Below are 24,012 nucleotides of genomic sequence, written 5' to 3'. Positions count from 1 at the left end.
TTGACGAAGGCGAATTCGTCGCCGTAATGGGACCATCGGGATGCGGCAAATCCACGCTCTTGAACGTACTCGGCCTGCTGGACAATCCCAGCGGCGGGGAATACTTTCTGAATGATGAAGAAGTATCCAAACACACCGAACGACAAAGAGCCAACACCCGCAAATCAAACATCGGCTTTGTATTTCAAAGTTTCAACCTCATCGACGAACTGACCGTCGCCGAAAACGTGGAACTGCCCCTGTTGTATCTGGGCTTACCGGCCAGCGAGCGCAAACAGCGCCTGGACGAATCCCTCGAGTACATGGGCATCAAACACCGCGAAAAGCATTTCCCGCAGCAATTGTCCGGCGGTCAGCAGCAGCGCGTAGCCGTAGCCAGAGCCGTCATAGCAAACCCCAACATCATCCTTGCAGACGAGCCAACGGGTAATCTGGACTCGGCAAACGGCAACGAGGTCATGGATCTGTTGACCGAACTAAACAAAAACGGCACCACAATCGTCATGGTGACGCACAACTCACACGACGCGGGATACGCGCATCGCGTCATTCATTTATTCGACGGTCATGTCGTCACGGAGAACATCAGGGGATAGCGCGAGTCCAAAACCATGGTACACAGAAAGACCGATAGGCCAGGCGCCGTCGGTCTTTTATAGCGGTCGGATTAGTGATCAATCTACACCTTTAGCATATGGTCCCTCCGGGAGAATCACCATGCCCAAAATCTCGATCAAATTGCCACCTTTAGACGCCGAAGACACCGTGGAAGTAACCGTAGTGGTAAACGGCAAAAGCAGAAAATACGATTACCGCATGGAACTCTTCGCCTGGGAGGAACACGTCGAACCCCACGAACAGAGAGTAACGAGTTTGAAACGGATTGTGGAAAACTACGACCAGGACTGGTCGCTCGTAGAAATTGGCGAACCATCCGAACACGAGGTCTCTATCCTGTTCGAACGCCGCGCATAAGCCAGAAAGGAGATGGACATGATCGAACTAAAAAACATCGAAAAATACTACGAAAGCGGCATCGTAAAAACATTCGTACTGCGACGAATTGATCTACAAATCCGCGAAGGGGAATTTGTATCCATCATGGGACCATCCGGTGCTGGCAAATCAACCCTATTGCACATCCTGGGCATGTTGGACACCGCCTCGAATGGAGAGTACCATTTTTACAACCGCGCAGTGCACAAACTGGACGAACGCGCATTGACCGAACTGCACCGCGACCACATCGGCTTTGTATTCCAAAGCTACCATCTAATCGACGAACTAACCGTCGGCGAAAACCTGGAAACCCCCCTCCTGTATCAAAAAGTAAAAGGCGCCGAACGCAAAGGGCGAATTGCCGAAATGCTGGACCGCTTCAACATCGTGGCAAAAAAGCGACTATTCCCCAACCAGTTATCCGGCGGACAACAACAACTGGTAGGCATAGCCCGGGCATTGATCACACAACCAAAACTAATACTGGCCGACGAACCAACCGGCAACTTAAACTCGGCAGAAGGCGAGCGGATCATGACCCTGTTCAAACACCTGAATGCCGAAGGCGTAACCATTGTCCAGTGCACGCACTCAGAGAAAAACGCCGCTTACGGAGACCGCATCGTACATCTATCGGACGGATGGTTAGACCGGGACGAGCAGTTGTAATCCCTCCAATTAAATTCATCACCCGAACATTTTTAGAGAAAGATGGTGCCAAAATGAAGGAACACGTCGATCCAACACTCGCGAACGAATTGGCCGAAGGCAGTCCCGAAAAAAAAATAAATGCCCTGTTCGCCTACATGGAAGCGAGGGGCCAGTCCTACTACGACGAAGTCGTAACGCAACTCGAACACGCGCTCCAGTGCGCCAATCTGGCCCAGCTCGCCAATGGAGACGCGATTCAGATAACTGCCGCACTATTGCACGATATCGGCCATTTTCTGATGGACGAACACGCAGAAAACGCAGATTTCCACACCCAGGACTTTCTCCACGAAGAAGTGGGCGCCGCGTACATAGCGCCCTTTTTTATCGAGGCGGTGACCGAACCGGTGAAACTTCACGTTCCGGCCAAGCGATACATCTGCACCACGGATTCGACCTACTACAACACCCTTTCCGAAGCCTCTAAGCATAGTTTCCAACTGCAAGGAGGCCTCATGTCAGATCGGGAAAGGACCGAGTTCGAAAGCAATCCTTACTACCAGAATGCCGTGCACCTCAGGAAATGGGATGATCTGGCCAAGGTGAAGAACCTGGAAACCCCAAGGCTCGAAACGTACAGGGACGCAGTGGCGCATTGTCTGAAGTAACTGGTTGCCCGACCAATGTCAGAGAAAAACGCCGCTTACGGAGACCGCATCGTACATCTATCGGACGGATGGTTAGACCGGGATGAACAGCTATAGCCCCGTTTTGTAAAAAAAATCATGTTCCAAAACTATCTGAAAATCGCCCTGCGAAATTTGATGCGCCACAAAGGATACTCGCTGATCAATGTACTGGGATTATCAGTAGGCGTAGCCTGTTGTGTCCTCATCGGATTATTCATTCACGATGAATTTCGCGTAGATCGGTTTCACAAAAAAAGCGATCGAATCTACAAATTGCTCCGCGAGATGCGCAACGATGACGGCACCCGCGACATGGGTTTTGGCACATCGGGAGCAGCGGGACCCGCGCTAAAAAAAGACTATTCAGAAATCGAAACAGTCGTGCGATATATGCCGGACTATGTCTGGACCACGTATAAAGACCGCAAATTCAATCAGCGATTCTGTTTGACGGACCCCGATTTCCTGAATGTCTTCGATTTTGAACTGGTGAAAGGAGATCGCGCGACAGTACTCAAAGAACCGCTTTCCATCCTGGTAACAGAGACAACCGCACAACGATTTTTTGGGAAAGACGATCCAATAGGAAAAGTGCTTACCGTCGATGATCGGTATATGGGTGGGGTATATACGATTACCGGGGTACTAAAAAACGCGCCTCGACAATCAACCATGCAATTTGACATCGTATGTGCAACCGTGAACACCTATTGGACGCGGAACGTATTTGAAACGTGGGCCGTGGATTCAACCTGGCGACCAGCAAACAATTACATCTTATTGCGAGAAGGCGCAGATGCGAAAGCACTCGAAGCAAAATTGCCTGAATTCATGGCGCGATACATGGGCGATGAAATCGTCAAAAAGAGCACCTATTTTTTGCAACCCTTAGAGCGAATCTATCTGTATTCCAAAGTGGATTACGGCATCTCATCTCATAGCGACATCACGTATGTGTACCTGTTTGCAATCATCGGACTTTTCATTTTATTGATTGCGTGCATCAACTTTATGAACCTATCAACAGCGCGCTCTGCGCGACGGGCACGCGAAGTCGGATTGCGAAAAGTAGTGGGAGCCTATCGCGCCCAATTGATCCGACAGTTCTTGGGAGAGACATTTTTGACCGCACTGTTGGCCGGGCTGTTGTCGCTAATCATTGTGAAAATTTCTCTTCCCCTCCTGAATAACTTTGCCCAAAAAACAATCGCGCTCGAAGGACAGACCCTGTGGTATGCAATTGCCGGACTATTTGTTTTAACCGTACTGGTAAGCCTGCTCTCCGGAGGATATCCCGCGCTATTTCTATCCGGTTTTCGGCCCGTAACAGTACTGAAAGGCACCCTTATTTCAGGAACCAGAAGCGGCCGACTGCGACAAGTTCTCGTGGTATTTCAATTTGCGATCTCGACATTTTTAATCGCGAGCACCTACATCGTATATCAGCAATTGAATTACGTGCAAAATAAGAACCTGGGATTTGATAAAGACCTCATAGTTCTAACCTGGCTATTTGCAACAGATCGACGCTTGACAGATAATTATTTGAATATTAAAAATGAATATCTGAAGCACCCAAACATCTTGAAAGCATCGGCATCGCATTCTTCGATGGGATATGGGGGACAATTGGACAGGGTATTTCCCGAAGGCAGGGGCGGTGAAGACTGGCGGATGCGCGTCCTGGGGGTGGATGAAGCTTTTTTAGACACCTATAATCTGGAACTCACAGCGGGTCGCAATTTTTCACTATCAGTGACAACCGATACATCTCAGGCATTTATCCTGAACGAAACCGCCGTGAAGCGATTGGGGTGGACAGAGCCGCTTGGAAAGGAATTTGGATGGGCTGCGTACAACCGGGAGAAAGGCGTCGTGATCGGCGTGGTAAAAGATTTTCACAACCGGTCGCTACACGAAATCATCCGCCCCGTGGCGATTGCGATGTGGCAACCCAAATTCAACGTACTAACACTAAAAATTCGCGGTCAGGATATTGACGAAACGCTTAAATATATCGGTGAAATATGGCGGAAATATATTCCCGAAAAGCCGTTTTATTACCGATTTTTAGACGAACACCTGGCGTATTATTATCTCGCCGAACAACGGATAGGAACACTTATAACCGTGTTTGCCGGGCTGGCGATTGTAATCGCGTGTCTGGGCCTGTTTGGCCTGGCGGCATTTACAGCAGAGCAACGCACCAAAGAAATTGGCATCCGCAAGACCCTGGGCGCATCCGTCCCCAATATCGTACGCTTGCTCTCGCGGGAAGTTGTCATCCTGGTCCTGCTCGCCAATCTAATCGCATTTCCGCTGGCCTATTGGGTCCTGAATGAATGGTTGGCGGGGTTTGCGTACCGCATAGATTTGGGTGCGCTGGTATTTGTGTTGAGCGGATTACTGACAATAGCAATCGCGATCATGACCGTGAGCACACAGGCGATTCGCGCAGCCTTGACCGATCCAGCCACAGCATTGCGGTATGAATAGCCCTCACACCCCACGCGACATAGACAACCCCTCTTGCTCCCGCCACAAATACAACACATGTCGCGACTTGCGCAAATGGCGTTCATACTCCTTGCTAAAATCCCGACGCTTGCCACTGGGCGTCCTGCCATTGGGTCGCGCATTGCACTTCCCGCGCGCCTGCGTAATGCTTCGGCTGCCATTTTGCACCGCAATCGTCATCACCCGATGCGTCTCATCCTCTGGCGTCGTAACCTGCATTGTCCAGATCGACGACCTCCCGGTCTTGCAATTATTCGCATAAGACCCCACGCAGTGATGCATCTTGCGTCCCTCGAGGGACAACTCTTTGACCGACAGCAACTCCGTAATCGTCCACCGCTCCTTTTCATTCCCATAATTATCCGTCGCCGTCCAATCCAGCTCATTGAGACCCGAAGGAGCCCACACCTTTGCGGGCAAGCGATTCTGCCTCGCCAACTGCCGGTGCCACATCTCGACCTGCCGAAGCAACTTGACCATACTGCGCCCCTTAATCGAAAAATTCGGCTGCTCGGGAGGCAACTGCACAACCTCGCCACCAACCGTCTCTTCTCGAGGCACGTATTTCTGATTGTGAATATAATCCACAATCGGTCCCACCTCATCGGGATCAAGCATTGGATTATTCACAAAAAAATGCACCACCTTATGCCAGAAATCCTCGCATTCAAAAGACGACCCCAACCGCGTACCATTCACCGCGCGCACCAGCGGCTCCTCCCCGCCAAGCCCCAGAATTTGACCCCGCCGAAACGCCTCGTAAATCGTGCAATCGTGCGGCGACTCCAAAAACAAATGCGCCATCTTCTTCGTCAGCGTCAGCGGAACATCTGCCTTGCGAATATTCCCACCCGTTCCCACATGCACAAACCATCCCTGCTGCTGCCGCGCCTCGTCTTCCTCACCGAGAAACCACGCAATATCCATAAACGCGGGCACATCGTACTTCGCGAGCAAATGTCGCGCAAGCGAACCAAACTGCTTGCGCCCATTGTGCGAATCTGGCCGCCACTCCCCTGGATCGCGCAACCACCGCTTGTGCCAGCGCGCCAGGGCGCCCAACCCCTCGATAAATGTATTGCCATCAGAAGGTCCCAGGCGCACAATCGCGGGCTTGACGTCAAAAAAATCGCCCCGTTTTTCCACGTGAAGCAACAACTGCAGCAGCGCGCGCCGCCCCTTGCGGTCTCTCCCCAGCCCATCAAAAGCCCGCTGGATCTTTTGCAAATGCGGGCGATTCAACTCCGCCTCCGACAGCTTGCCCTCATAAATCGCCTGAATCGTCTCTTGTGGCCGCCGCGTGTGATTTTTCATCCTCGCCAAAACCGCATCGCTCTTTAACCGCTCGGCCAAATCGCTCTCTTTCTTGCGTTGAGCAACACTCTTGTGCGTCCCCGTACTCAACCCGTGCGCAGTACACCACGCCGTATAATCCGCAACCGTCTTTAACCCCAACGCGCTGATATGGCGCACAAATTCCTGCTCGGCCAATTCCTCATCAATCGCCCGGTCTGCAACCTTGCGCTCCTGCCGCCGCTCCTGCCAACTCTTATTCAGCGCTCCATTAAAACCGTGATCGCGACACCACGCCTGATATTGCCCCACACTCGTCAACCCCAGCGACCGAATATGCGCCGTCAAATCCGCATTCGCCTTGCCAGCAGCCCCTCTGTGCCGCCTCTTTTTTCGCTTTGTTGCCATAACATTCTCCCGTGTCCTATCTCTATCTAATACTTATAAGGATGCACTTATCAGGCATACTCAGGCAAAAAAACCTCAATCAACGTCGGACCCTCAGCCTGCAACGCCTCTTCGAGCGCCTCACCAAACCCCTGTCCATCAGTCACGCGAACGCTCTGCACACCAAAACTCTGTGCAAACATCACAAAATCGGGATTCGCCAACTCCACGGCAATATTCCGCCCATCACATTCCCGATCTTGCGCCCGTTTAATCGCGTCATAAGTATTGTCATTGCACAAAACAACGGGCAATGACACCCCCTGCTGAACCGCGGTCGAAAGCTCTGTCGCCGTGTACATAAACCCACCATCACCACACAGCGACACCACCTGCTTATCTGGACACGCGACCTTGGCACCCACAGCCGCCGGCATGGAAAAACCCAGCGTCCCGTAAACCGTGGGCGACAAAAATGTGCGCGGCTGATAAACCGGAAAATGGCGACGTGCCTGATAGCTAATCATCGTCATATCGTTCACAACCACCGCATCCCGATCCAGAACATCCCGCAAAACCCCCAACAATTCGGGAAAAGGTTTCTCCTCCCACTGACCGGACGCCTGCGGCACAGAACCACGGACATCCCACGCGGACTTCACCCCATCCAGACGCGCGTACAATCCCCTCAAACCCTCGCCCGCATCGCCAATTAGCGCAACATCTGGCTCAAACGACCGCCCGATCACCTCCGGATCAATATCCAGATGAATGAGCTTCTCCGGTGTCCCCTTCCACATCTGCTCAAATCGAAAGCCAAGACGCGTACCCACAGCAATCACCACATCCGCCTCGTTCAAACACTTGTTCATCGCCTCACCGCGCACCAGCAAAGGGTGATCCGCCGGAATAGCCCCCTGCCCATTGGCGGTAACAGCCACCGGCAAGCCGAGTTTCTCTGCCAGCTTAATCACATCATCGCTCGCATCTTGCGTCCCCCCACCCGCGATCAACATCGGCTTACGCGCAGACTGAATCATCTCCGCCGCCGCATCGAGCGCAGCCTCCTCAGGCTTATGCGGCGGGCGGTGCGCGGGTTCGTCAATATTTACATCTGCTTCTTCCTTAAAAACATCCAGCGGAACCTCAAAAATATAGGGACGGGGACGCCCATACTTCATCGCCTCAAAACCCTCTGATAGCGCATCTGGTATCTCCTCCACACGCGACACGCGCTGCCCGCGTCCCGTCACCGAAAATAACGTCCCAAACTGGTCCCGCATATCGTGCAACACCCCCGCATCTGTGCCATTGGTTTCATCCGTAGGACCGCTGCATATCAGCAACACGGGCGACGACTCCGCGTGCGCTTCCCCAATCGGCGTCAACGCATTCACCGCCGCCGGACCCGTCGTCGTCAACGCCACACCCACGCGCCCAGAAGCCCGCGCATACCCATCAGCCATAAAACCCGCCCCCTGCTCGTGCCGCGTCGTCACATGCCGAATGCGCGGATGATCGTAAAGCGCATCGTAAAGCGCGAGCGTATGAACCCCCGGAATCCCAAACACCACATCCACCCCCCATGCATCCAATGTCTCAACCACAGCCTGACCGCCAGTCATCAGCATAATCTCATCCTTTCAATCGAATAATTAAAACTCACCCCGCCAATATACAACCAAAATCCCCCATCGTCAGACCAAATTTGCAAGGGGTATAACTGCATTGTTGTCAAATAACGTGTCAAATAAGGCGTCAAATAAGGACAAAATTTACTCCAATTTCTTGTTATTGAAACAAAAACCTATTATTATTTAATAACTTACAAATTTGTTACGCGTGTCAAACAACGTGTCAAACAACGTGTCAAATAAGACAAAAAAATGCTCATACATGGACATTGTCGTCAAGTGAAACGGGGCTTATCCTCAGAGCAGAATCTGTGTCTGGACAACCCAAATCGCAATCGCTATATTTCGCAAGCGTTTTACACTTTCTCTTGAGACGCGATTTCTGTCAGAGGAAGCGTGTATGATAAACACCATCATTATCGGCGGTGGACAGGCCGGCATAACACTGAGTTATTACTTGCAACAACGCGGGATTGAGCACCTCGTATTGGAACGCGACCGGGCGTTCTCAGCCTGGCACAACTGCTGGGACAGCTTTCAGTTAAACACAGCCAATTGGATGAACACATTGCCCGGCATGCAAAAACCATTTGCACCGCACAAAGCCTGGTACGACACTGCCACACGCGAAGAAGCTCTCGACTATTTCCAGGCATATCGCCAGATGGTCAATCCCCCGTTAAAAGAAGGCGTCACCGTCACGCAAGTCGTTCAAGGAGAAAACACCTGGAACGTCCATACAGACACCAAAACCTATCAAACGACCAACGTCGCCATCTGCACCGGACATGCAGCCCAGCCCTTTGTCCCAGACACTGCCAAAAAACTGCCACAAACAACCCCCCAGCTACACTCATCAACCTATCGAAACCCCGACCAGATCACAACGCCAAATGTCCTCATCGTCGGCAGCGGCAGCAGCGGCGTTCAAATCTGCCTGGACCTCGCACAATCGGATCAATTTGAAAACCTCTCATTTGCACTCAGCGGCAACGGCGTCGTCCCATGGTCTATACTGGGCATCCCCATCGGCATATTCTCGCGCATACTTCCAATCTTCGAAATCCAGCGGCAAACGCTGATCGGACGGCGTATTATGCACCAATGGCAGGGGGGAGACCCCGCCATGGCGCCATCGCCGCGCTGGCTTTCAAAACACCACGGCGTACAACAGGTCGGTCGCGTAATAGATGCCGACCACCGCAGAATCGTCTGCGCCGACAGCGAAATTATCAGCCTAAAAGACCTGACCGTCTTATGGTGTACCGGCTTTAGGCCCGACCACAAATTTATCCGCGTACATAAACCCGAATCCGCATTTGACAAAAACGGACCCATTCACAGACGCGGCGTCTGCATCCCCGGCCTGTTCTTCGTCGGCTTGAAATTTCAACACACCGTCGGATCACATCTCCTGCGCGGCGTGGGACGCGACGCGGAATACATCGCGCAGAAAATCGCAGAAAGGAACCGTCGCAATGCCTCGTGAACAAAACATCCGCTTGGGCCTGATCGGCTGCGGCGGCATCGTCCAAAAATCCCATCTTCAGGGCCTGCTCGCCATACCCGACCTCGTAAATATCTCGGCAATAGCCGATCCCATCCCCGAAAACAGAAACCGCGTTGGCACGGCAGCAGACATCGTTTCAGAACAGCGCTACGAAGACCACCGCCACATGCTTGCCCGCGCCGAACTCGACGCCGTCATCATCGCCACCCCCCATCACCTGCACGCCGAACACGTCATCGAAGCCGCGCAAGCGGGCGTCGCCATCATCTCGGAAAAACCCATGGCAACATCCCTCGAAGAAGCCGACCGCCTCCTCGACGCCGTAAAAAAACACAACGTCCCCTACGCCATCGTACACAACTTCCTCTACACACCCGGCACCGCAGAAGCACTCAGACTATTGCGCGAAGAAAACACAGGCATACCCCAAACGGGCCGCGCCCTATCCCTCGCTGGCAAAACAGAGGACCAGGCCGACCCCAACAGCGTCTGGCGCGCATCAAAAGCAGCCGGCGGCGGTTGTATCGGCGACACTGCGTACCACGAAATTTACCTCGTCGAAACCATGATCGGCTCACCCGTGCGCTACGTGGAAGCCCGCGTACAGACCAAATTCTTCGACTTCGACGTCGATGATGTCGCCTTCCTCCTCTTTGAACACGAAAACGGCGCAATCTCCACCGTCTCGACATCCTGGGGCATGCCTGCTGGCGACCAGAGTATATGCGAAGTCTATACCCGCACGCATGCCATCCGCATTGTCGGGCGCGGGCGCGAACTCCGCTACCTCGACAAGTCCAATCGCAGATGGCGATCCATTGACCTCGACCACGGCCTCAGCGCAGACGCCCTATCCCGCGCTGGACACGCCAACTATTTTGCCGCCACATTCAAAGCACTCGCAGAAGGCAAACCTCCCCCAGTCACCGCCGAACACGCCCGCCACAACCTCTCGATCATCCACGCCGCGCACCAGGCGACAACACAGCGCAAGGCTATCGATGTGACAGAACTATAAAAGGAATTTCAATGTCCAATCCCAACATCATCTACATCTACGGCGACGACCTGGGCCGCGGCATGCTCTCCTGCTACGGCCAAAAACACTTTCAAACCCCCAATATCGACCGCCTCTCCCGCGAAGGCTTGCAATTCACCCGCGCCTATGGCTGCATCTTTTGCGCCCCGGCGCGCGCCAGCCTCATGACCGGCTATCACGACGCACACGCGGGCCGATGGACCTACACCAGAGGCGGTCTCTACCGCCCCATGGCCGAAGGCACGATGACCTTTGAACACATTGCCGAACTCATCAATAATACCGGCCTTCAAGAACGCCCCGACGAAGTCTTTCTCGCACAAATCGCACAACGCGCTGGCTATGTCACGGGACAAATTGGCAAACTCGAATGGGGCTTTGCCACAACGCCAGAACGCATTCGTCGGCACGGCTGGGACTACCACTACGGCTACTACGACCATCAAATCTGCCACGGCTTCTATCCGCCATTCCTCTTTGAAAATGGCGACATTGTCGAAATACCCGGCAACACCCATCCCGACTGCGGCAACCACCCCGGTTCAGAATCCCCGGAAAACGCGGCCATCCGCCACGACATGACCGGGAAAGTCACCTACTCTCAGGACCTCTTCAACGACAAAATCGTCGATTTCCTCCGCAAAAATCGCCACAACCCCTTCTTCCTCTTCCACCCCTCGCAACTGCCCCACGGACCCATCTCCGTCCCCGAAATTCACCCGGGCGTAAAAGACGCGCCAGAACTCACCGGCTTTGAAAAAGAATACGCATCCATGATTCTTCGCCTCGACGACACCGTTGGCATCATCCTCGACGAACTCGACGCGCTCGGCATTGCCAACAACACCATCGTCTTCTTCAGCTCTGACAACGGCCACGAAATCTACGCCGAACAAAAAGGCCGCACCGTCAAAAGACAAAACCTCGACGGCATCCGCTATGACGACATCACCACCCGACACACAACAGAACAAAGCGGCGACATCTTCAACGGCAACGACGGCATGGCCGGCCTCAAATGGACGAGTTGGGAAGGCGGCACCCGCCTTCCCTACATCGCGCGCTGGCCCGGTCACATCTCCCCCGGCACAACCGATCACATGATCGCCAATTACGATTTTATGCCCACACTATCCGATCTCACAGGACAGGAAACACCCGACTGGAAAGACGGCGAATCCTTCTTGCCCACCCTTTTGGGCAAAGAGCAACGCCCCCACGCACCCGTCGTCTTTTCATCGCGTCTCGGTCCCGCCCTCACCACAGCCGACGGCTGGAAATTGCGCCACATCAACAAAACCAACGGCTTTCAACTCTACAACATCCTGGACGACTACCGGGAAGAAAACGACCTTGCTGCCGAATATCCCGACAAAGTCGATCAACTCGCACGCCAACTCCTCAGAGCCTGCGACGGCAACTTTGCCCACGGCAACCCCGATATGCATCTGGCGTACATCCATTTAGGGGAGGACACATGAACCACCTCACACCCAACGACATCGCCCAATTCGACGAAGAGGGATACCTCGTATTCGAAGGCCTCTTCGACCACGACCTCAACGAACGCATCAAAGCCGATGTCGATCAACTCATGATCGACCGCGAAAAAGGTGAACGCCCCATGCTCATGGCGTATCCAGAACTCGGCTTGCTCACATCTGAACCCGGTGTTGTAGATCGCGTGGCCGATCTGATGAAGGGCAAAAAATTTGTCCATCACCACATCCACGCCCGATGGCAACTGCCCGGAGAACGCGGGGTAGCGTGGCATCAGGATTATGCACAACTCCCGCAAACAAATCGCTCGCACCTCATGGTCCACGTATTCATGTACATGGACGGCCTGAACGGCGAAGTGGGCGACCTCCTCGTCATGCCCGGCACCCACAAAAAAGTCATGGCCAACGATGCCTATCGCCAATTTCAATTCGAAGACCTGCCCGGCTCGCGCACCATCGACAATTTGGCCCCCGGATCCATCATCATCGTCCACTCCGCCCTGCAACACGCCCGCCGACCCAAACCCGGCGGCGGCATTTACAAACGCTACTTCATCGACACCTCCTACTGCGAAGAAGGCATCCTCTGGCCCTCCTATCCCAACATCGCCGAAATCAACCGCGTCGCCCTCGAAACCGGTTGTGATCGGAACGGCAAATACGCCTTTCTCTACGACACCACCCAGTTCTTTGAGCGCAGGGATTACATGGACAGACTCAACGAGAAAAATCAGGGCAGCATCGCGTTACAATTGTAGCATGCGCTCAGAAACAAAATGTCCTTGATTAAATAGAGGTATTATGAAATATTTATATATCCAAGCCATCCATAACACCAGAAAGGAATCCGACATGGCAGACAAACCCGTCTTATTGACCGACGAGCAAATGCAGCAATTCATCCGCGACGGATATTTGATCCTCCACCCCGACTTCCCGGAGGGATTCCACGAAAAAGTCTATAAACGCATCGATGAATCCTTTGAAAAAAACAGCGGCAGAAATCCCGGCAACAACCTCCTCCCCGCCGTACCAGAACTGCAAGACGTATGGGATCACCCCATTGTACACGGCGCATTTTCCAGCATCCTCGGACCCGATTATTATCTGCACCTGCACCGCCACGTTCACGAAAGCCGCCCGGGTAGCGATGCGCGCACCATGCACAAAGACAGCTTGCACAACAGCCGATTTTGCGCCGACCAAAACCGCCGTCATCACCACTGTCGCTGGATGATGGCGATGTATTACCCCCAGGAAACACCCCGCGAAATGGGACCGACCAGCGTAACCCCCAGATCGCAATACATCACCGCCCGCGACCAGGAAGGAGAACACCTCTTCACATCCGGACCCGCGGGAACCGTCGCACTCATCCACTACGACATCCTGCACAAAAAAGAAGCCAACTACACAGAGATCACGCGCCACATGGTCAAATTCCTATTCACGCGCATGACTGAGCCTACCGAACCGACCTGGGATCACAGCGACGAAACATGGATCGCATCCGACGATCCACAAGAACCGATATGGCAGGCCATGTGGGACTGGCACCTGGGCAAAGCACCCGAACACGCGAGCAATGGGACATCAATCCAAACCCTGAGCGAGCAACTATCTAACCCCAGCGAAGCCGCCGCGCTCCATGCGTCCTACACCCTCGGATTACAGGGCGAAAAAGCGATTCCCGCCATGATCGACGCACTCAAAGATACGGAAGATGAGAACCCACCTCGAAATGTGGGATATGGATTCACAAACGTCGGCGAAGTCGCCGTACCCGCACTGCTCGAACTCACCAAAAATCCGGACCCAAAAATCCGCATGCGCGCAGTCGATGTACTCGGCGACCTGGGCCTGCGTGCCAGATCAGCCACGCCCGACCTCATCGCCCTGTTGCAGGACACCGACGAAGACACACGCGCACATGCCGCAGAATCCCTGGGCACCATTAGTCAGAACACCACGGAAGCTGTGCGCCCGCTCGCCGACATCCTATCTACAGATGAAAGCGACTTTGTGCGACGCAATGCCGCCCTCTCCCTCGCGCGATTGGGCATCCATGCCGAAGAAGCCATTCCCGAACTGGCAGATGCCATGCGCGATGGCAACCACTACGTTCGCGGATTTGCGGTACACGGCCTCTATCGCATCGGCACGCCCGAAGCGCTCAGAGCCGCCATGCATCGCCTCCAGGCACTGCGCTGGGACAGCGAACCCAGAGGTCAGACACAAAGAAGACCTAAAAAGGTAGCTTAAGAGATGGCCTGGAACCCCGTGACCAAACACATCTCAACGCCTTTTGCGGAAAACGTCTCCCCCGACAACGCCCTGCCAGAACACCCGCGCCCTCAAATGGTGCGCCAACACTGGCAAAACCTCAACGGCCTGTGGGACTACGCCCTCGAACCCATCGGCACCACCAGCGCACCTGGTGTCTATCAGGGTCAAATCCTCGTACCCTTCGCCATTGACGCCCCCCTCTCTGGCATCATGGAAATTCTCCGCCCGAACCAGCGACTCTGGTATCGCCGAAATATTACCATTCCCGACGCATGGGAGGGCAAACGCGTACTCCTCCATTTCCAGGCATCCGACTGGGAAACCTCTGTCTATATCAACGGCGAAAAAGCGGGACAACACCGCGGCGGTTACGACCCCTTCACCTTTGACATCACCGACCATTTAACAGACAGCGCGAATGAACTCACAGTCTCCTGCTGGGACGCCACCGAGCAACAGGCCCAGGCCCTTGGCAAACAAATCATGCCGGAAAACCGCCAGGGATTTCGGTATCAACCCACCGGCGGCATCTGGCAAACCGTCTGGCTCGAAGCCGTACCAGAGCAATCCATCCGCACCCTTCGCCTCACACCCGATATAGACGCTGAAAAGATAGATATTATTGTCTCAGGCGAAAACCTGAAGAATTGCCAAATTCAAACAATCGCCTATGACGGCAACCGGCAAATCGCCGAAGCAACCGGACGGGCCGACCATACCATCTCCCTCAATATTCCAAACGCAAAACTCTGGCATCCCGACCACCCCTTCCTCTACGACCTCAAAGTCAAAGTACAACACAACGGCGAAACCATCGAAACCATCGACAGCTACTTTGGCATGCGAAAAATAGCCATCGGCGAAGACGAAAACGGCATCAAACGCTTCCTCTTAAACGACAAACCCATCTTTCAACTCGGTCCCCTGGACCAGGGCTATTGGCCCGACGGCATCCTCACCCCGCCATCGGACGAAGCCATCCTCTTCGACCTCCAGTACCTCAAACAAATCGCCTGCAACATGGTGCGCGTACACGTCAAAACCCATCCCGATCGCTGGTACTATCACTGCGACCAGCTCGGCCTATTGGTCTGGCAAGACATGGTCTGCATGCCCAAATTTGGACAAAACGTCACCCCCGAAGCCGCACAACAATGGCAGACCGAATTTGAAAACATCATGGACTGGCTACACAACCACCCCAGTGTCGTCCAGTGGATCATCTTCAACGAAGGCTGGGGGCAGCACGACACCGAACGCCTCACTGACCACGTCGCACAACGCGACTCCTCTCGCCTCGTCACCAGCGCCAGCGGCTGGGCCGACATGGGCACGGGCGACATCTGCGACATACACGACTACACCTTCTACCCGGCCACAGCGCGGCAACAAAGCGCCAATGACCGCATCGTCCTCCTGGGCGAAGCGGGCGGATTCAACCTCTGCATCCCGGGTCACACCTGGCACGACCACGAAGAGCCATCCGAACACATTGACCACATCAACGACATCACCCGCCCCACATATCCAACGCCACAGGCAATGGAAAACGACTATCGCTTCTGGGTCGAAAACCTCCGCGCAATGGTCGGCCTCACGCCCCTCAACGGCATCGTCTATACCCAGATCACCGACGTCGAACACGAACTCAACGGCTGGCTCACCTACGACCGCAAAATCTCCAAAATTGACTCCGACGAACTCGGCAAAATCCACGCCACACTCTGGGATCCCCCGCAATTTGAAACCACTATCGGACCCCACACCGAATGGCGATACAGCACGGGCGACGTATCCCCTCTCCCCGCCATACACACCTCGCCCCGCGCCAACCTGCCAAACTGCGGCGGCGACTGGTGTCAAACTCACTTCGATGATTCATCCTGGAACGCGGGCAAAGGCCCATTTGGCACAGCAGAAGACACCCCCATCTATCTCCGCACCATCATCGACCTGAATCAACGCCCTGATAAACCCCTATTCTACGTCACCTCATCTGCCGACTGCCAGATCTTTATCAACGGCCAACTCATCCGCAGCCTCCGCGTCAGGCAGCACTCCGCACCCATCTCGGAAACCTGCGCCCTGCTCCATCCCGACGAATGCGACCTCCTGGCCCCTGGCGAAAACACCATCTGCGCCATCCTCTTACCCTCTCAAAGACCCTCTTATCTGAGCGTTCAACTCCTCGACATGAAATAAGGAGACACATGCAACCCAACATCATCATCTTCCTCGTCGATGACATGGGCACGGGCGACACCAGCGCGTATCAGGACTGGACCGGCAATCGCGACGACGAACAACTCCACACCCCCAGCCTGGAACGCCTTGCGCGCCTGGGTGTGCGCTTTACCGATGCACACACCCCATCAACCGTCTGCACTCCCACGCGCTATGCCCTCCTCACCGGACGCTATTGCTGGCGCACGCAACTCAAACACAAAGTCGCCTTTGGTCCCCACTATCCGCCGCTCATCGAAAAAGAACGGCCCACACTGGCCACCATCCTCAAAGAAGCCGGATATCGCACGGGCATCTCGGGCAAATGGCACGTGGGCCTGACCTACACAAAATCCGACGGCTCACCCGCCGAGGGGTGGGACGACGCAGACGTGCGCCAACCCCTGACCGACTGCCCTGAAGAACACGGCTTTGACTACCACTTCATCACCAACCGAAGCCATGGAACCTCTGCCAATGCGGGCTGGATCGAAAACCGCCGCTGCATCGGCGCAACCGGCAAAAATCCTCACGACATCGCGGGTTACGACCTGTACAAAACCGGACCCATGAACTTCCAGCACGCCGTTGGCTTTCTCGACACCCATCTCGACACAGAAGACACAAAACAACAACCCTTCTTCCTCTACTACGCCGCCAATTCCAATCACACACCCCACACGCCGTGCGACGCCCTCAACGGCGTACCCATCGCGGGACAGGCGCACTTCAAAAACGGCAAACGCGAACTCTCGCGCCCACACGCAACCACCAACGATCCCAATGGCTGGGAAAGCACCGAATGGGGCAAACAGCGCGACCAGGTCGGCGGCTGCGAGCACAACACGCCCGAACGCCTCGACTTCATATACGAAAACGATGTCGCAGTCGGCCAATTGCTCAACTACCTCGAAACCCACGACGACCCGCGCAACCCGGGCCACAAACTCATCGACAACACCCTCTTCATCTTCTCCAGCGACAACGGCGCGGAAAACGCGGGCAAAGAATCCAGCGGATACTACCGCGGTCGCAAAGCCCACATCCACGAAGGCGGCCATCGCGTACCCACAATCGCCTTCTGGAAACAGGGCAACATCGGCGACGGCAACGACGCGACACCCGGGCGTACCAGCCACATCACGTATGGACTCAACGACCTCGTATTATCCATCGCAGACCTCGTTGGCATCGAAACATCCCCGCGCACGGGATTTGCCGAAGACAGCACCAGCATCGCGCCCTTTCTCACGGGCCTCAAAGACGATGAATTTGAACCCCACCCCCTCGTCCTTCACGACGACTACATCATGGGCCCCATGCTCTCGCTGCGAGATGGCGATTGGAAATTGATCGTCGGGCAAGAACTCATTCTGCAAGACAAATTAAAACACCACGCCCTCTTCAACTTAAAAGACAACCCCACAGAAGACGAACGCCAGAACCTCATCGCATCAGAACAACACAGCCACCTCGTCGAATCTATGTCTGCAAAATTGCTCAATATTTATCACCAGAGGAACACCCATGCAAACGCCCTTCCCAGCTAAACTACCACTTGAAAAACCGGACCGCGAACTCAGCGCCTCAATGGAACGTATGTACGATATATGGAACCCCCATGAAGACCGCGGCAATGAATTCTTCAGCAACTTCAAATACTCACCTCTCGAAGGATTCTCGCGAGAACCCAACGTCTCTCGCCGCGACCCATCCAAAGTACTTCGCATTGACGGCACCTATTACGTCTGGTACACATGCCGGCGCACAAAAGGCGCGCCCGTAGGCCACGAAAACGCCACCGACGAAATTCCCTCTGTCGATTGGGACCTCGCAGACATCTGGTATGCCACCAGCGAAGACGGCTTTCACTGGGAAGAACGGGGACCAGCCGCCACCCGTCCCTCAAAAGGCGAATTTGGCTGGCGCTCAAACTGCACCCCCGACATCCTCGTCTGGAAAAACAAATACTACCTCTATCACCAGGCATATAGCCAAGTCATTCAGGGCGGCGACTCGTGCCCCGTCACCATCGCCATCGCCGACTCTCCCCATGGACCCTGGACGCGACTGGGCAGACCCATCGTGGAACCCGGTGGCCCCGACGACTGGGACTGCAACTGCATACACGACCCCTTCCCCCTCATCTACAAAGGCAAAATCCACATGTATTACAAAGGCTCGCCCGGACAAAAACGCGGCGGCGCAAACATCATCCGAGCTCAGGGCGTTGCCATTGCCGACCATCCGGAAGGACCATACCAAAAATCACCGCTAAACCCCGTCCTCAACTCCGGCCACGAAACCTGCCTCTGGCCCTACAAAGAAGGTATCGCCGCAATCGTCAGCCTGGACGGACCCGAAAAAAACACCGTGCAATACGCGCCCGACGGCCTCCATTTCGAAATGAAATCCCTGCTCCAGGTACCCCCTGTCGCCCCCGGACCCTTTGTTCCCGACGCATTTGCCGACAACGGCGATGGACGCGGCATCACCTGGGGACTGTGCCACATCAACCCGGACGGCGGGGGCAGCATGAGCGAATCCGTCCTCGCCCGATTCGACTGCGACCTCAGCCGCGATACAGACCGCCCTCTCTTCAAAAACAACAACCTGCGCTTTGACGAACCCACCTACTTCCAGCGCGTCCTCAAACTGCCCGAATACCTCCAAAAGCAAATCCTCAAAGAACAGAATCACACCGACCAAAACACCATCGGAACATAACAGACCTCTGGACGTATGAACTGCTGGGGCTGGGCATAGACACCACAAACTGTCCGGCAAAACAATCCAAAGGAGCCATCATGAAAACGATCTACCGTTTAACACTCGTACAAGGGGTGTGCTATTTCCTGCTCATCGGCGGACTGCTCGCCCTAGCCGCAGAGGCAGTTAAATTTCGCACCGAAGCAGGTCAACTCCAGCAATCAAAATTCGTCATCGCCATACCGGAGTCCTGGAACGGTAAACTCCTGCTGCTGGCGCACGGCTATCGCCCCGAAAATGCGCCCCTGAGCGCCGATTTTCGCACAGACTCACCCACGTACCAGCATCTGCTTACCGATGGCTGGATGATCGCATCTACCAGCTACCGCCGCAACGGAGCGATCATCGTCGATGCGGTAGCGGACATCGAACTGCTACGCCAGCACATTGCCCAAACCTATGGCGCGCCTGAACGTGTAATTGTACAGGGTAGCTCAATGGGCGGTGCGATCGTGACACTGATCGCCGAGACCGCTCCCGAAGGTTATGACGGCTTGCTCGCGTTGGGGGCGGCACTGCAAGTGCGAGATGCAGAGCAACCCCACGAATGGAGTTATACCCCGCGTCTCCCGTTGCTCTTCCTCAGTAACCAGAGTGAAGTGGAGGGACCCCAGGCGTATATCCAGAAAGCGGCAAAGGCACCGAGTGTACCAGTGTTCTGGTCTGTGGCACGCGACGGACACGTCAACCTCAGAGAGATCGAACGGGAAACCGCGTTGCGCGCGCTCGACGCCTATCTGGACACCGGCACGATTGAACGAGACAAAGATGCGACCATCGCTCCAAATCATGTGTCGTCTGCGGAATTTGTGGAAGGAGGGGCTTACACAAAGATAGAGAGTATCTCCTCGACCTACGGCAATATCAACACCGAATTTATCGAGGGCGACCTGCAGCAACTTGGCATCTCTCCCAAAACTCGTTTTCAGGTCAGCTATGGGGAGCAGACGTTCACAGTGTTGCTTGCCACCACTTATGGAGACGTACCGCGCGGAGAATGGGTTGCATTCTTGACAGCGGAAGGCCGCTTGAGGATTGCTCGCAACTACGAAAACGCCTCAAAGACACTTGGGTGTAAGGAGGGCGACAAAATCTTCATCGCGCCCGCCAAATGAACCTTATACAACCAATTGGAGACCCCAATGTCCAATCCCAACATCGTCTATATCTTCTTTGACGACCTCGGTTATGGGGACATCAGCTACCTCAATCCCGAATCCAAAATCCAAACCCCCAATATCGACCGCCTGTCCGCTGAAGGCATGTGCTTCACCGATGTCCACTCGTGCTCCGCCGTGTGCTCCCCTTCGCGCTACGGCGTCTTAACCGGACGCTATTGCTGGCGCACCCGACTGCAAAATGGCGTCCTCAACGGATACTCAGAACCCCTCATCGAACCCGACCGACTGACCGTCGCATCCCTGCTCAAACAACACGGATATCACACCGCTTGCATCGGCAAATGGCATGTGGGATTAAACTGGACGCGCAAAAAAGGCGTCCAGAACCTCGAAAATTACAGATTGGGATGGGATCGAGGCGAAGCCATAGACTTCACCCGACCATTTACCGGCGGACCGTGCGACCTCGGATTCGACTACTTTTACGGCATCTCCGCATCCTTGGACATGCCGCCTTATGTCTATCTCGAAAACAGCCGCACAATCTGTGAACCAACAGCCCGTGCTCCCAGAGGCCTCTTTGGACGTGAAGGACACGCTGCGCCGGGCCTCAAACCCGAACACGTCATTCCAGACCTCACAAAAAAAGCGGTCTCCTTCATCGAAGAAACCGCAGCGGGCAAACAGCCCTTTTTCCTCTACTATCCCGTAACCGGACCGCACACACCCATTGCGCCAAACAAAGCATTCACAGACAAAAGCCAGGCCGGCAAATACGGCGACTTCGTCGTCGAATGCGACTGGGCAGTGGGGCAAATCATGGACGCTGTTGAAAAAGCCAGCGCCACCGACAACACCCTCTTTATCGTCACCAGCGACAACGGACCCGAACGCTTTATGCACGCGCGAAAACAAGAATACAATCACTACAGCGCCTATCACTTCCGCGGCTGCAAACGCGACAACTGGGAAGGCGGACATCGCATCCCCTTTATCGCCCGCTGGCCCGAAAAAGTCGCGGCTGGATCCTTAAGCGACGAAATCACCTGTCTCACAGACCTCATCGCAACAGCCGCCGACATTGTCGGCCATACCCTTCCCGAAAATGCCGGCGAAGACAGTTGCAGCATCCTACCCGTCCTGACGGGCCAGAACGCGACACCCATCCGCGAAGCCACTGTGCATCACTCTTCCAAAGGCGAATTTGCCATCCGCCAGGGCAAATGGAAATTGCTCCTCCACCAAAGCTCCGGCGGCAATGATTATCCCGACGACCCTATAGATGATGCTCCCGGCCAACTCTACGACATGGAAACCGGCTACCGAGAACGCGAAAACCTCTACGCGCAACACCCCGAAATCGTATCGCGATTGACCGACCTGCTCAACCAGTACAAAACGAGGGGACGCAGTGTCCCCATGGAGAAAGCATGAACGCTTCGGACCTATTTGTCAAAGCACTGGAAAATGAAGGCGTGGAATATATCTATGGCGTGCCGGGGGAAGAAAACCTCGCCTTTCTGGAAGCCCTTCGCAAATCGAGCATCAAACTCATCCTGACCCGCCACGAACAGGGCGCCGCGTTTATGGCTGCGACTTACGGACGGCTCACAGGCAAAGCGGGCGTCTGCCTCGCCACACTCGGTCCCGGCGCAACCAACTTTGTGACAGGTGCGGCCTATGCCCAACTGGGCGGCATGCCCCTGCTCATGATCACGGGCCAAAAACCCATCAAAAAGAGCAAACAGGGCCAATTTCAGATCATCGACGTCGTAAGCATGATGGAACCCCTCACAAAATACACCCGACAAATCGTCAACGTAGATATGATCCCCTCCATGGTGCGAGAGGCATTTCGCCTCGCGCAAGAAGAGCGCCCCGGTGCCGTACACCTGGAATTGCCGGAAGATGTCGCCGAAGAACCCGTTGACGAACACACCACGCCGGTCTTTAACATCAGCACATGCAGACGCGGCGACGCCAATGAACGCGCCATTGACGACGCGGTAAAAATGATCAAAGAAGCCACGCGGCCCTTGCTCCTCCTGGGCGCGGGCACCAACCGCAAGCGCATCTGGGAATCCGTGGCGCACTTCCTCGACAAAACCGGCATACCCTTTTTCAATACCCAGCTGGGCAAAGGCGTCGTTGGCGGTCTTCATCCCCTATTTCTGGGCACCGCAGCACTCTCCGATGGCGACTATCTCCACTGCGCGATTGAACGCGCCGACCTGATCATAAACGTCGGACACGATGTCGTGGAAAAACCGCCATTTTTCATGTCACACGACGAAGGGGCAACCCGGGTCATCCACATCAACTTCCAATCGGCCGTGGTAGATAATGTCTATTTTCCGCAACTGGAAGTAGTAGGCGACATTGCAAATACCATCCGGCGCCTCGCCGACAAAACCTGCAAAACAGCCTCGCACGACTTTGACTATTACATGCGCATCCGCGACCAGATTCAAGAACACATACGTCTGGGAGAAAACGACAACAGCTTCCCGGTAAAACCCCAGCGCCTCGTCTGGGACGTCCGCAAAGTCCTGCCCGAAGACGGCATCATTGCGCTGGATAACGGCGTGTACAAAATCTGGTTTGCGCGCAACTACCCAACCACGCAACCCAACACCGTATTGCTGGACAACGCCCTTGCCACCATGGGCGCGGGCTTGCCCTCGGCAATGGAAGCCGCGCGGTTTTATCCCAACCGGCGGGTCATGGCGATTTGTGGCGACGGTGGTTTTATGATGAACAGCCAGGAATTGGAAACAGCCGTAAGACTCAACCTCAATCTCGTCGTCTTGATCTTACGAGATAATGCCTACGGCATGATCCGCTGGAAACAATACGGGATGAGGCTTCCCGATTTTGGACTGGAATTTGACAACCCGGATTTTGTCATGTACGCCAACAGTTATGGCGCGCATGGACACCGCGTGAAATCTACAGAAATGACCGTACCCCTGCTGGAAAAATGTTATGCCAAAGGCGGCGTACACCTCGTCGAAATACCCGTGGATTACTCTGAAAACCAGAAAGTGCTCGTAGATGAACTGCAAGCAAAGACTTGTTTATTATGACGTTATTGCTTCCCTGTTGTTTTTTCAGTAATATTTATCAACAAATCTGTTGACAAATACTTACCAGTAGTGCAAAGAATTTCTTGCATCACTGGCATGACCTAATCCATCAACCTCACATTGTATTGTCTCGCAGAGGACTGGTATCCGCGATACAGACTCTCATCCAGGGGATACGGGGTATAAATATAGATCGCGGAATCCCACGGATTGTACAGAACCACCTCCTCCCGTTCATCTCCGCACACATCCGCTGGAATACAGTGATACCAGGCCATGCGTCCAACGGGTCTGGGGTCCGGAAGA

Annotated in this window: 19 protein-coding genes; 16 read left to right on the top strand and 3 right to left on the bottom strand. The window is 54.5% G+C overall.

Features of this window, described 5'->3' with window-relative positions; translation table 11 throughout:
* The 5 genes from OXG87_21565 to OXG87_21545 all read left to right on the top strand — a co-directional run.
* Positions 1-596, top strand: a 596-nt coding sequence (locus OXG87_21565) for an ABC transporter ATP-binding protein (protein MCY3872145.1), incomplete at its 5' end; no start/stop codon positions are given.
* A gap of 121 nt (positions 597-717) precedes the next feature.
* Positions 718-975 carry a hypothetical protein gene (locus OXG87_21560; GenBank protein MCY3872144.1) on the top strand — a complete coding sequence of 86 codons (258 nt, stop codon included), beginning with the start codon at positions 718-720 and terminating at the stop codon, positions 973-975.
* 18 nt (positions 976-993) lie between these two features.
* Positions 994-1,668 carry an ABC transporter ATP-binding protein gene (locus OXG87_21555; GenBank protein ID MCY3872143.1) on the top strand — a complete coding sequence of 225 codons (675 nt, stop codon included), beginning with the start codon at positions 994-996 and terminating at the stop codon, positions 1,666-1,668.
* A 53-nt stretch (positions 1,669-1,721) separates the two neighbouring features.
* Entirely contained in the window at positions 1,722-2,318 is a 597-nt protein-coding gene (locus tag OXG87_21550) for an HD domain-containing protein (GenBank protein MCY3872142.1), read from the top strand.
* 117 nt (positions 2,319-2,435) lie between these two features.
* Positions 2,436-4,835 carry an ABC transporter permease gene (locus OXG87_21545; GenBank protein ID MCY3872141.1) on the top strand — a complete coding sequence of 800 codons (2,400 nt, stop codon included), beginning with the start codon at positions 2,436-2,438 and terminating at the stop codon, positions 4,833-4,835.
* Positions 4,836-4,838: 3 nt separating this feature from the next.
* On the opposite strand, the gene OXG87_21540 is transcribed toward OXG87_21545, so the two are convergent.
* Complete coding sequence (locus OXG87_21540; protein MCY3872140.1) at positions 4,839-6,557, bottom strand: PcfJ domain-containing protein; 1,719 nt, start codon at positions 6,555-6,557, stop codon at positions 4,839-4,841.
* Positions 6,558-6,607: 50 nt separating this feature from the next.
* Entirely contained in the window at positions 6,608-8,167 is a 1,560-nt protein-coding gene (locus OXG87_21535; GenBank protein MCY3872139.1) for a thiamine pyrophosphate-binding protein, read from the bottom strand.
* Between the two features lie 403 nt (positions 8,168-8,570).
* Here OXG87_21535 and OXG87_21530 point away from each other — a divergent pair, with 403 nt between their 5' ends.
* The 11 genes from OXG87_21530 to OXG87_21480 all read left to right on the top strand — a co-directional run bounded on the left by OXG87_21530 (position 8,571) and on the right by OXG87_21480 (position 23,706).
* Positions 8,571-9,659 (top strand): NAD(P)/FAD-dependent oxidoreductase, encoded by a 1,089-nt coding sequence (locus OXG87_21530; GenBank protein ID MCY3872138.1) that lies wholly within the window; start codon positions 8,571-8,573, stop codon positions 9,657-9,659.
* Entirely contained in the window at positions 9,649-10,698 is a 1,050-nt protein-coding gene (locus OXG87_21525; GenBank protein ID MCY3872137.1) for a Gfo/Idh/MocA family oxidoreductase, read from the top strand. The genes OXG87_21530 and OXG87_21525 overlap by 11 nt, the downstream gene beginning before the upstream one ends.
* A gap of 11 nt (positions 10,699-10,709) precedes the next feature.
* The gene (locus OXG87_21520) at positions 10,710-12,200 is read left to right on the top strand and encodes a sulfatase-like hydrolase/transferase (GenBank protein MCY3872136.1); all 1,491 of its coding nucleotides are present in this window, start codon (positions 10,710-10,712) and stop codon (positions 12,198-12,200) included.
* Complete coding sequence (locus OXG87_21515; protein MCY3872135.1) at positions 12,197-12,979, top strand: phytanoyl-CoA dioxygenase family protein; 783 nt, start codon at positions 12,197-12,199, stop codon at positions 12,977-12,979. Before OXG87_21520 ends, OXG87_21515 begins: the two co-directional genes overlap by 4 nt.
* 94 nt (positions 12,980-13,073) lie before the next feature.
* Complete coding sequence (locus OXG87_21510) at positions 13,074-14,483, top strand: HEAT repeat domain-containing protein (GenBank protein MCY3872134.1); 1,410 nt, start codon at positions 13,074-13,076, stop codon at positions 14,481-14,483.
* A 3-nt stretch (positions 14,484-14,486) separates the two neighbouring features.
* Positions 14,487-16,709: a hypothetical protein gene (locus OXG87_21505; protein MCY3872133.1), complete on the top strand. Its 2,223-nt coding sequence runs from the start codon at positions 14,487-14,489 to the stop codon at positions 16,707-16,709.
* A gap of 8 nt (positions 16,710-16,717) precedes the next feature.
* The gene (locus OXG87_21500; GenBank protein MCY3872132.1) at positions 16,718-18,280 is read left to right on the top strand and encodes a sulfatase-like hydrolase/transferase; all 1,563 of its coding nucleotides are present in this window, start codon (positions 16,718-16,720) and stop codon (positions 18,278-18,280) included.
* Positions 18,258-19,457, top strand: coding sequence for a glycoside hydrolase (locus tag OXG87_21495; protein ID MCY3872131.1), 1,200 nt, complete (start codon positions 18,258-18,260; stop codon positions 19,455-19,457). Before OXG87_21500 ends, OXG87_21495 begins: the two co-directional genes overlap by 23 nt.
* 80 nt (positions 19,458-19,537) lie before the next feature.
* Positions 19,538-20,614, top strand: coding sequence for an SAM-dependent chlorinase/fluorinase (locus OXG87_21490; GenBank protein ID MCY3872130.1), 1,077 nt, complete (start codon positions 19,538-19,540; stop codon positions 20,612-20,614).
* Positions 20,615-20,641: 27 nt separating this feature from the next.
* Positions 20,642-22,054, top strand: a complete 1,413-nt coding sequence (locus tag OXG87_21485) for an arylsulfatase (GenBank protein ID MCY3872129.1) — start codon at positions 20,642-20,644, stop codon at positions 22,052-22,054.
* Positions 22,051-23,706, top strand: a complete 1,656-nt coding sequence (locus tag OXG87_21480; GenBank protein ID MCY3872128.1) for an acetolactate synthase large subunit — start codon at positions 22,051-22,053, stop codon at positions 23,704-23,706. The genes OXG87_21485 and OXG87_21480 overlap by 4 nt, the downstream gene beginning before the upstream one ends.
* Positions 23,707-23,807: 101 nt before the next feature.
* Here OXG87_21480 and OXG87_21475 read toward each other — a convergent pair.
* Positions 23,808-24,012: hypothetical protein (locus tag OXG87_21475; GenBank protein MCY3872127.1), on the bottom strand; the 205-nt coding region annotated here is incomplete at its 5' end.

It is taken from the genome of Gemmatimonadota bacterium, from assembly GCA_026706845.1.
In the GTDB taxonomy this organism is placed as follows: Bacteria; Latescibacterota; UBA2968; order UBA2968; family UBA2968; genus VXRD01.
This window is presented reverse-complemented; position numbering and strand designations above follow the sequence as displayed.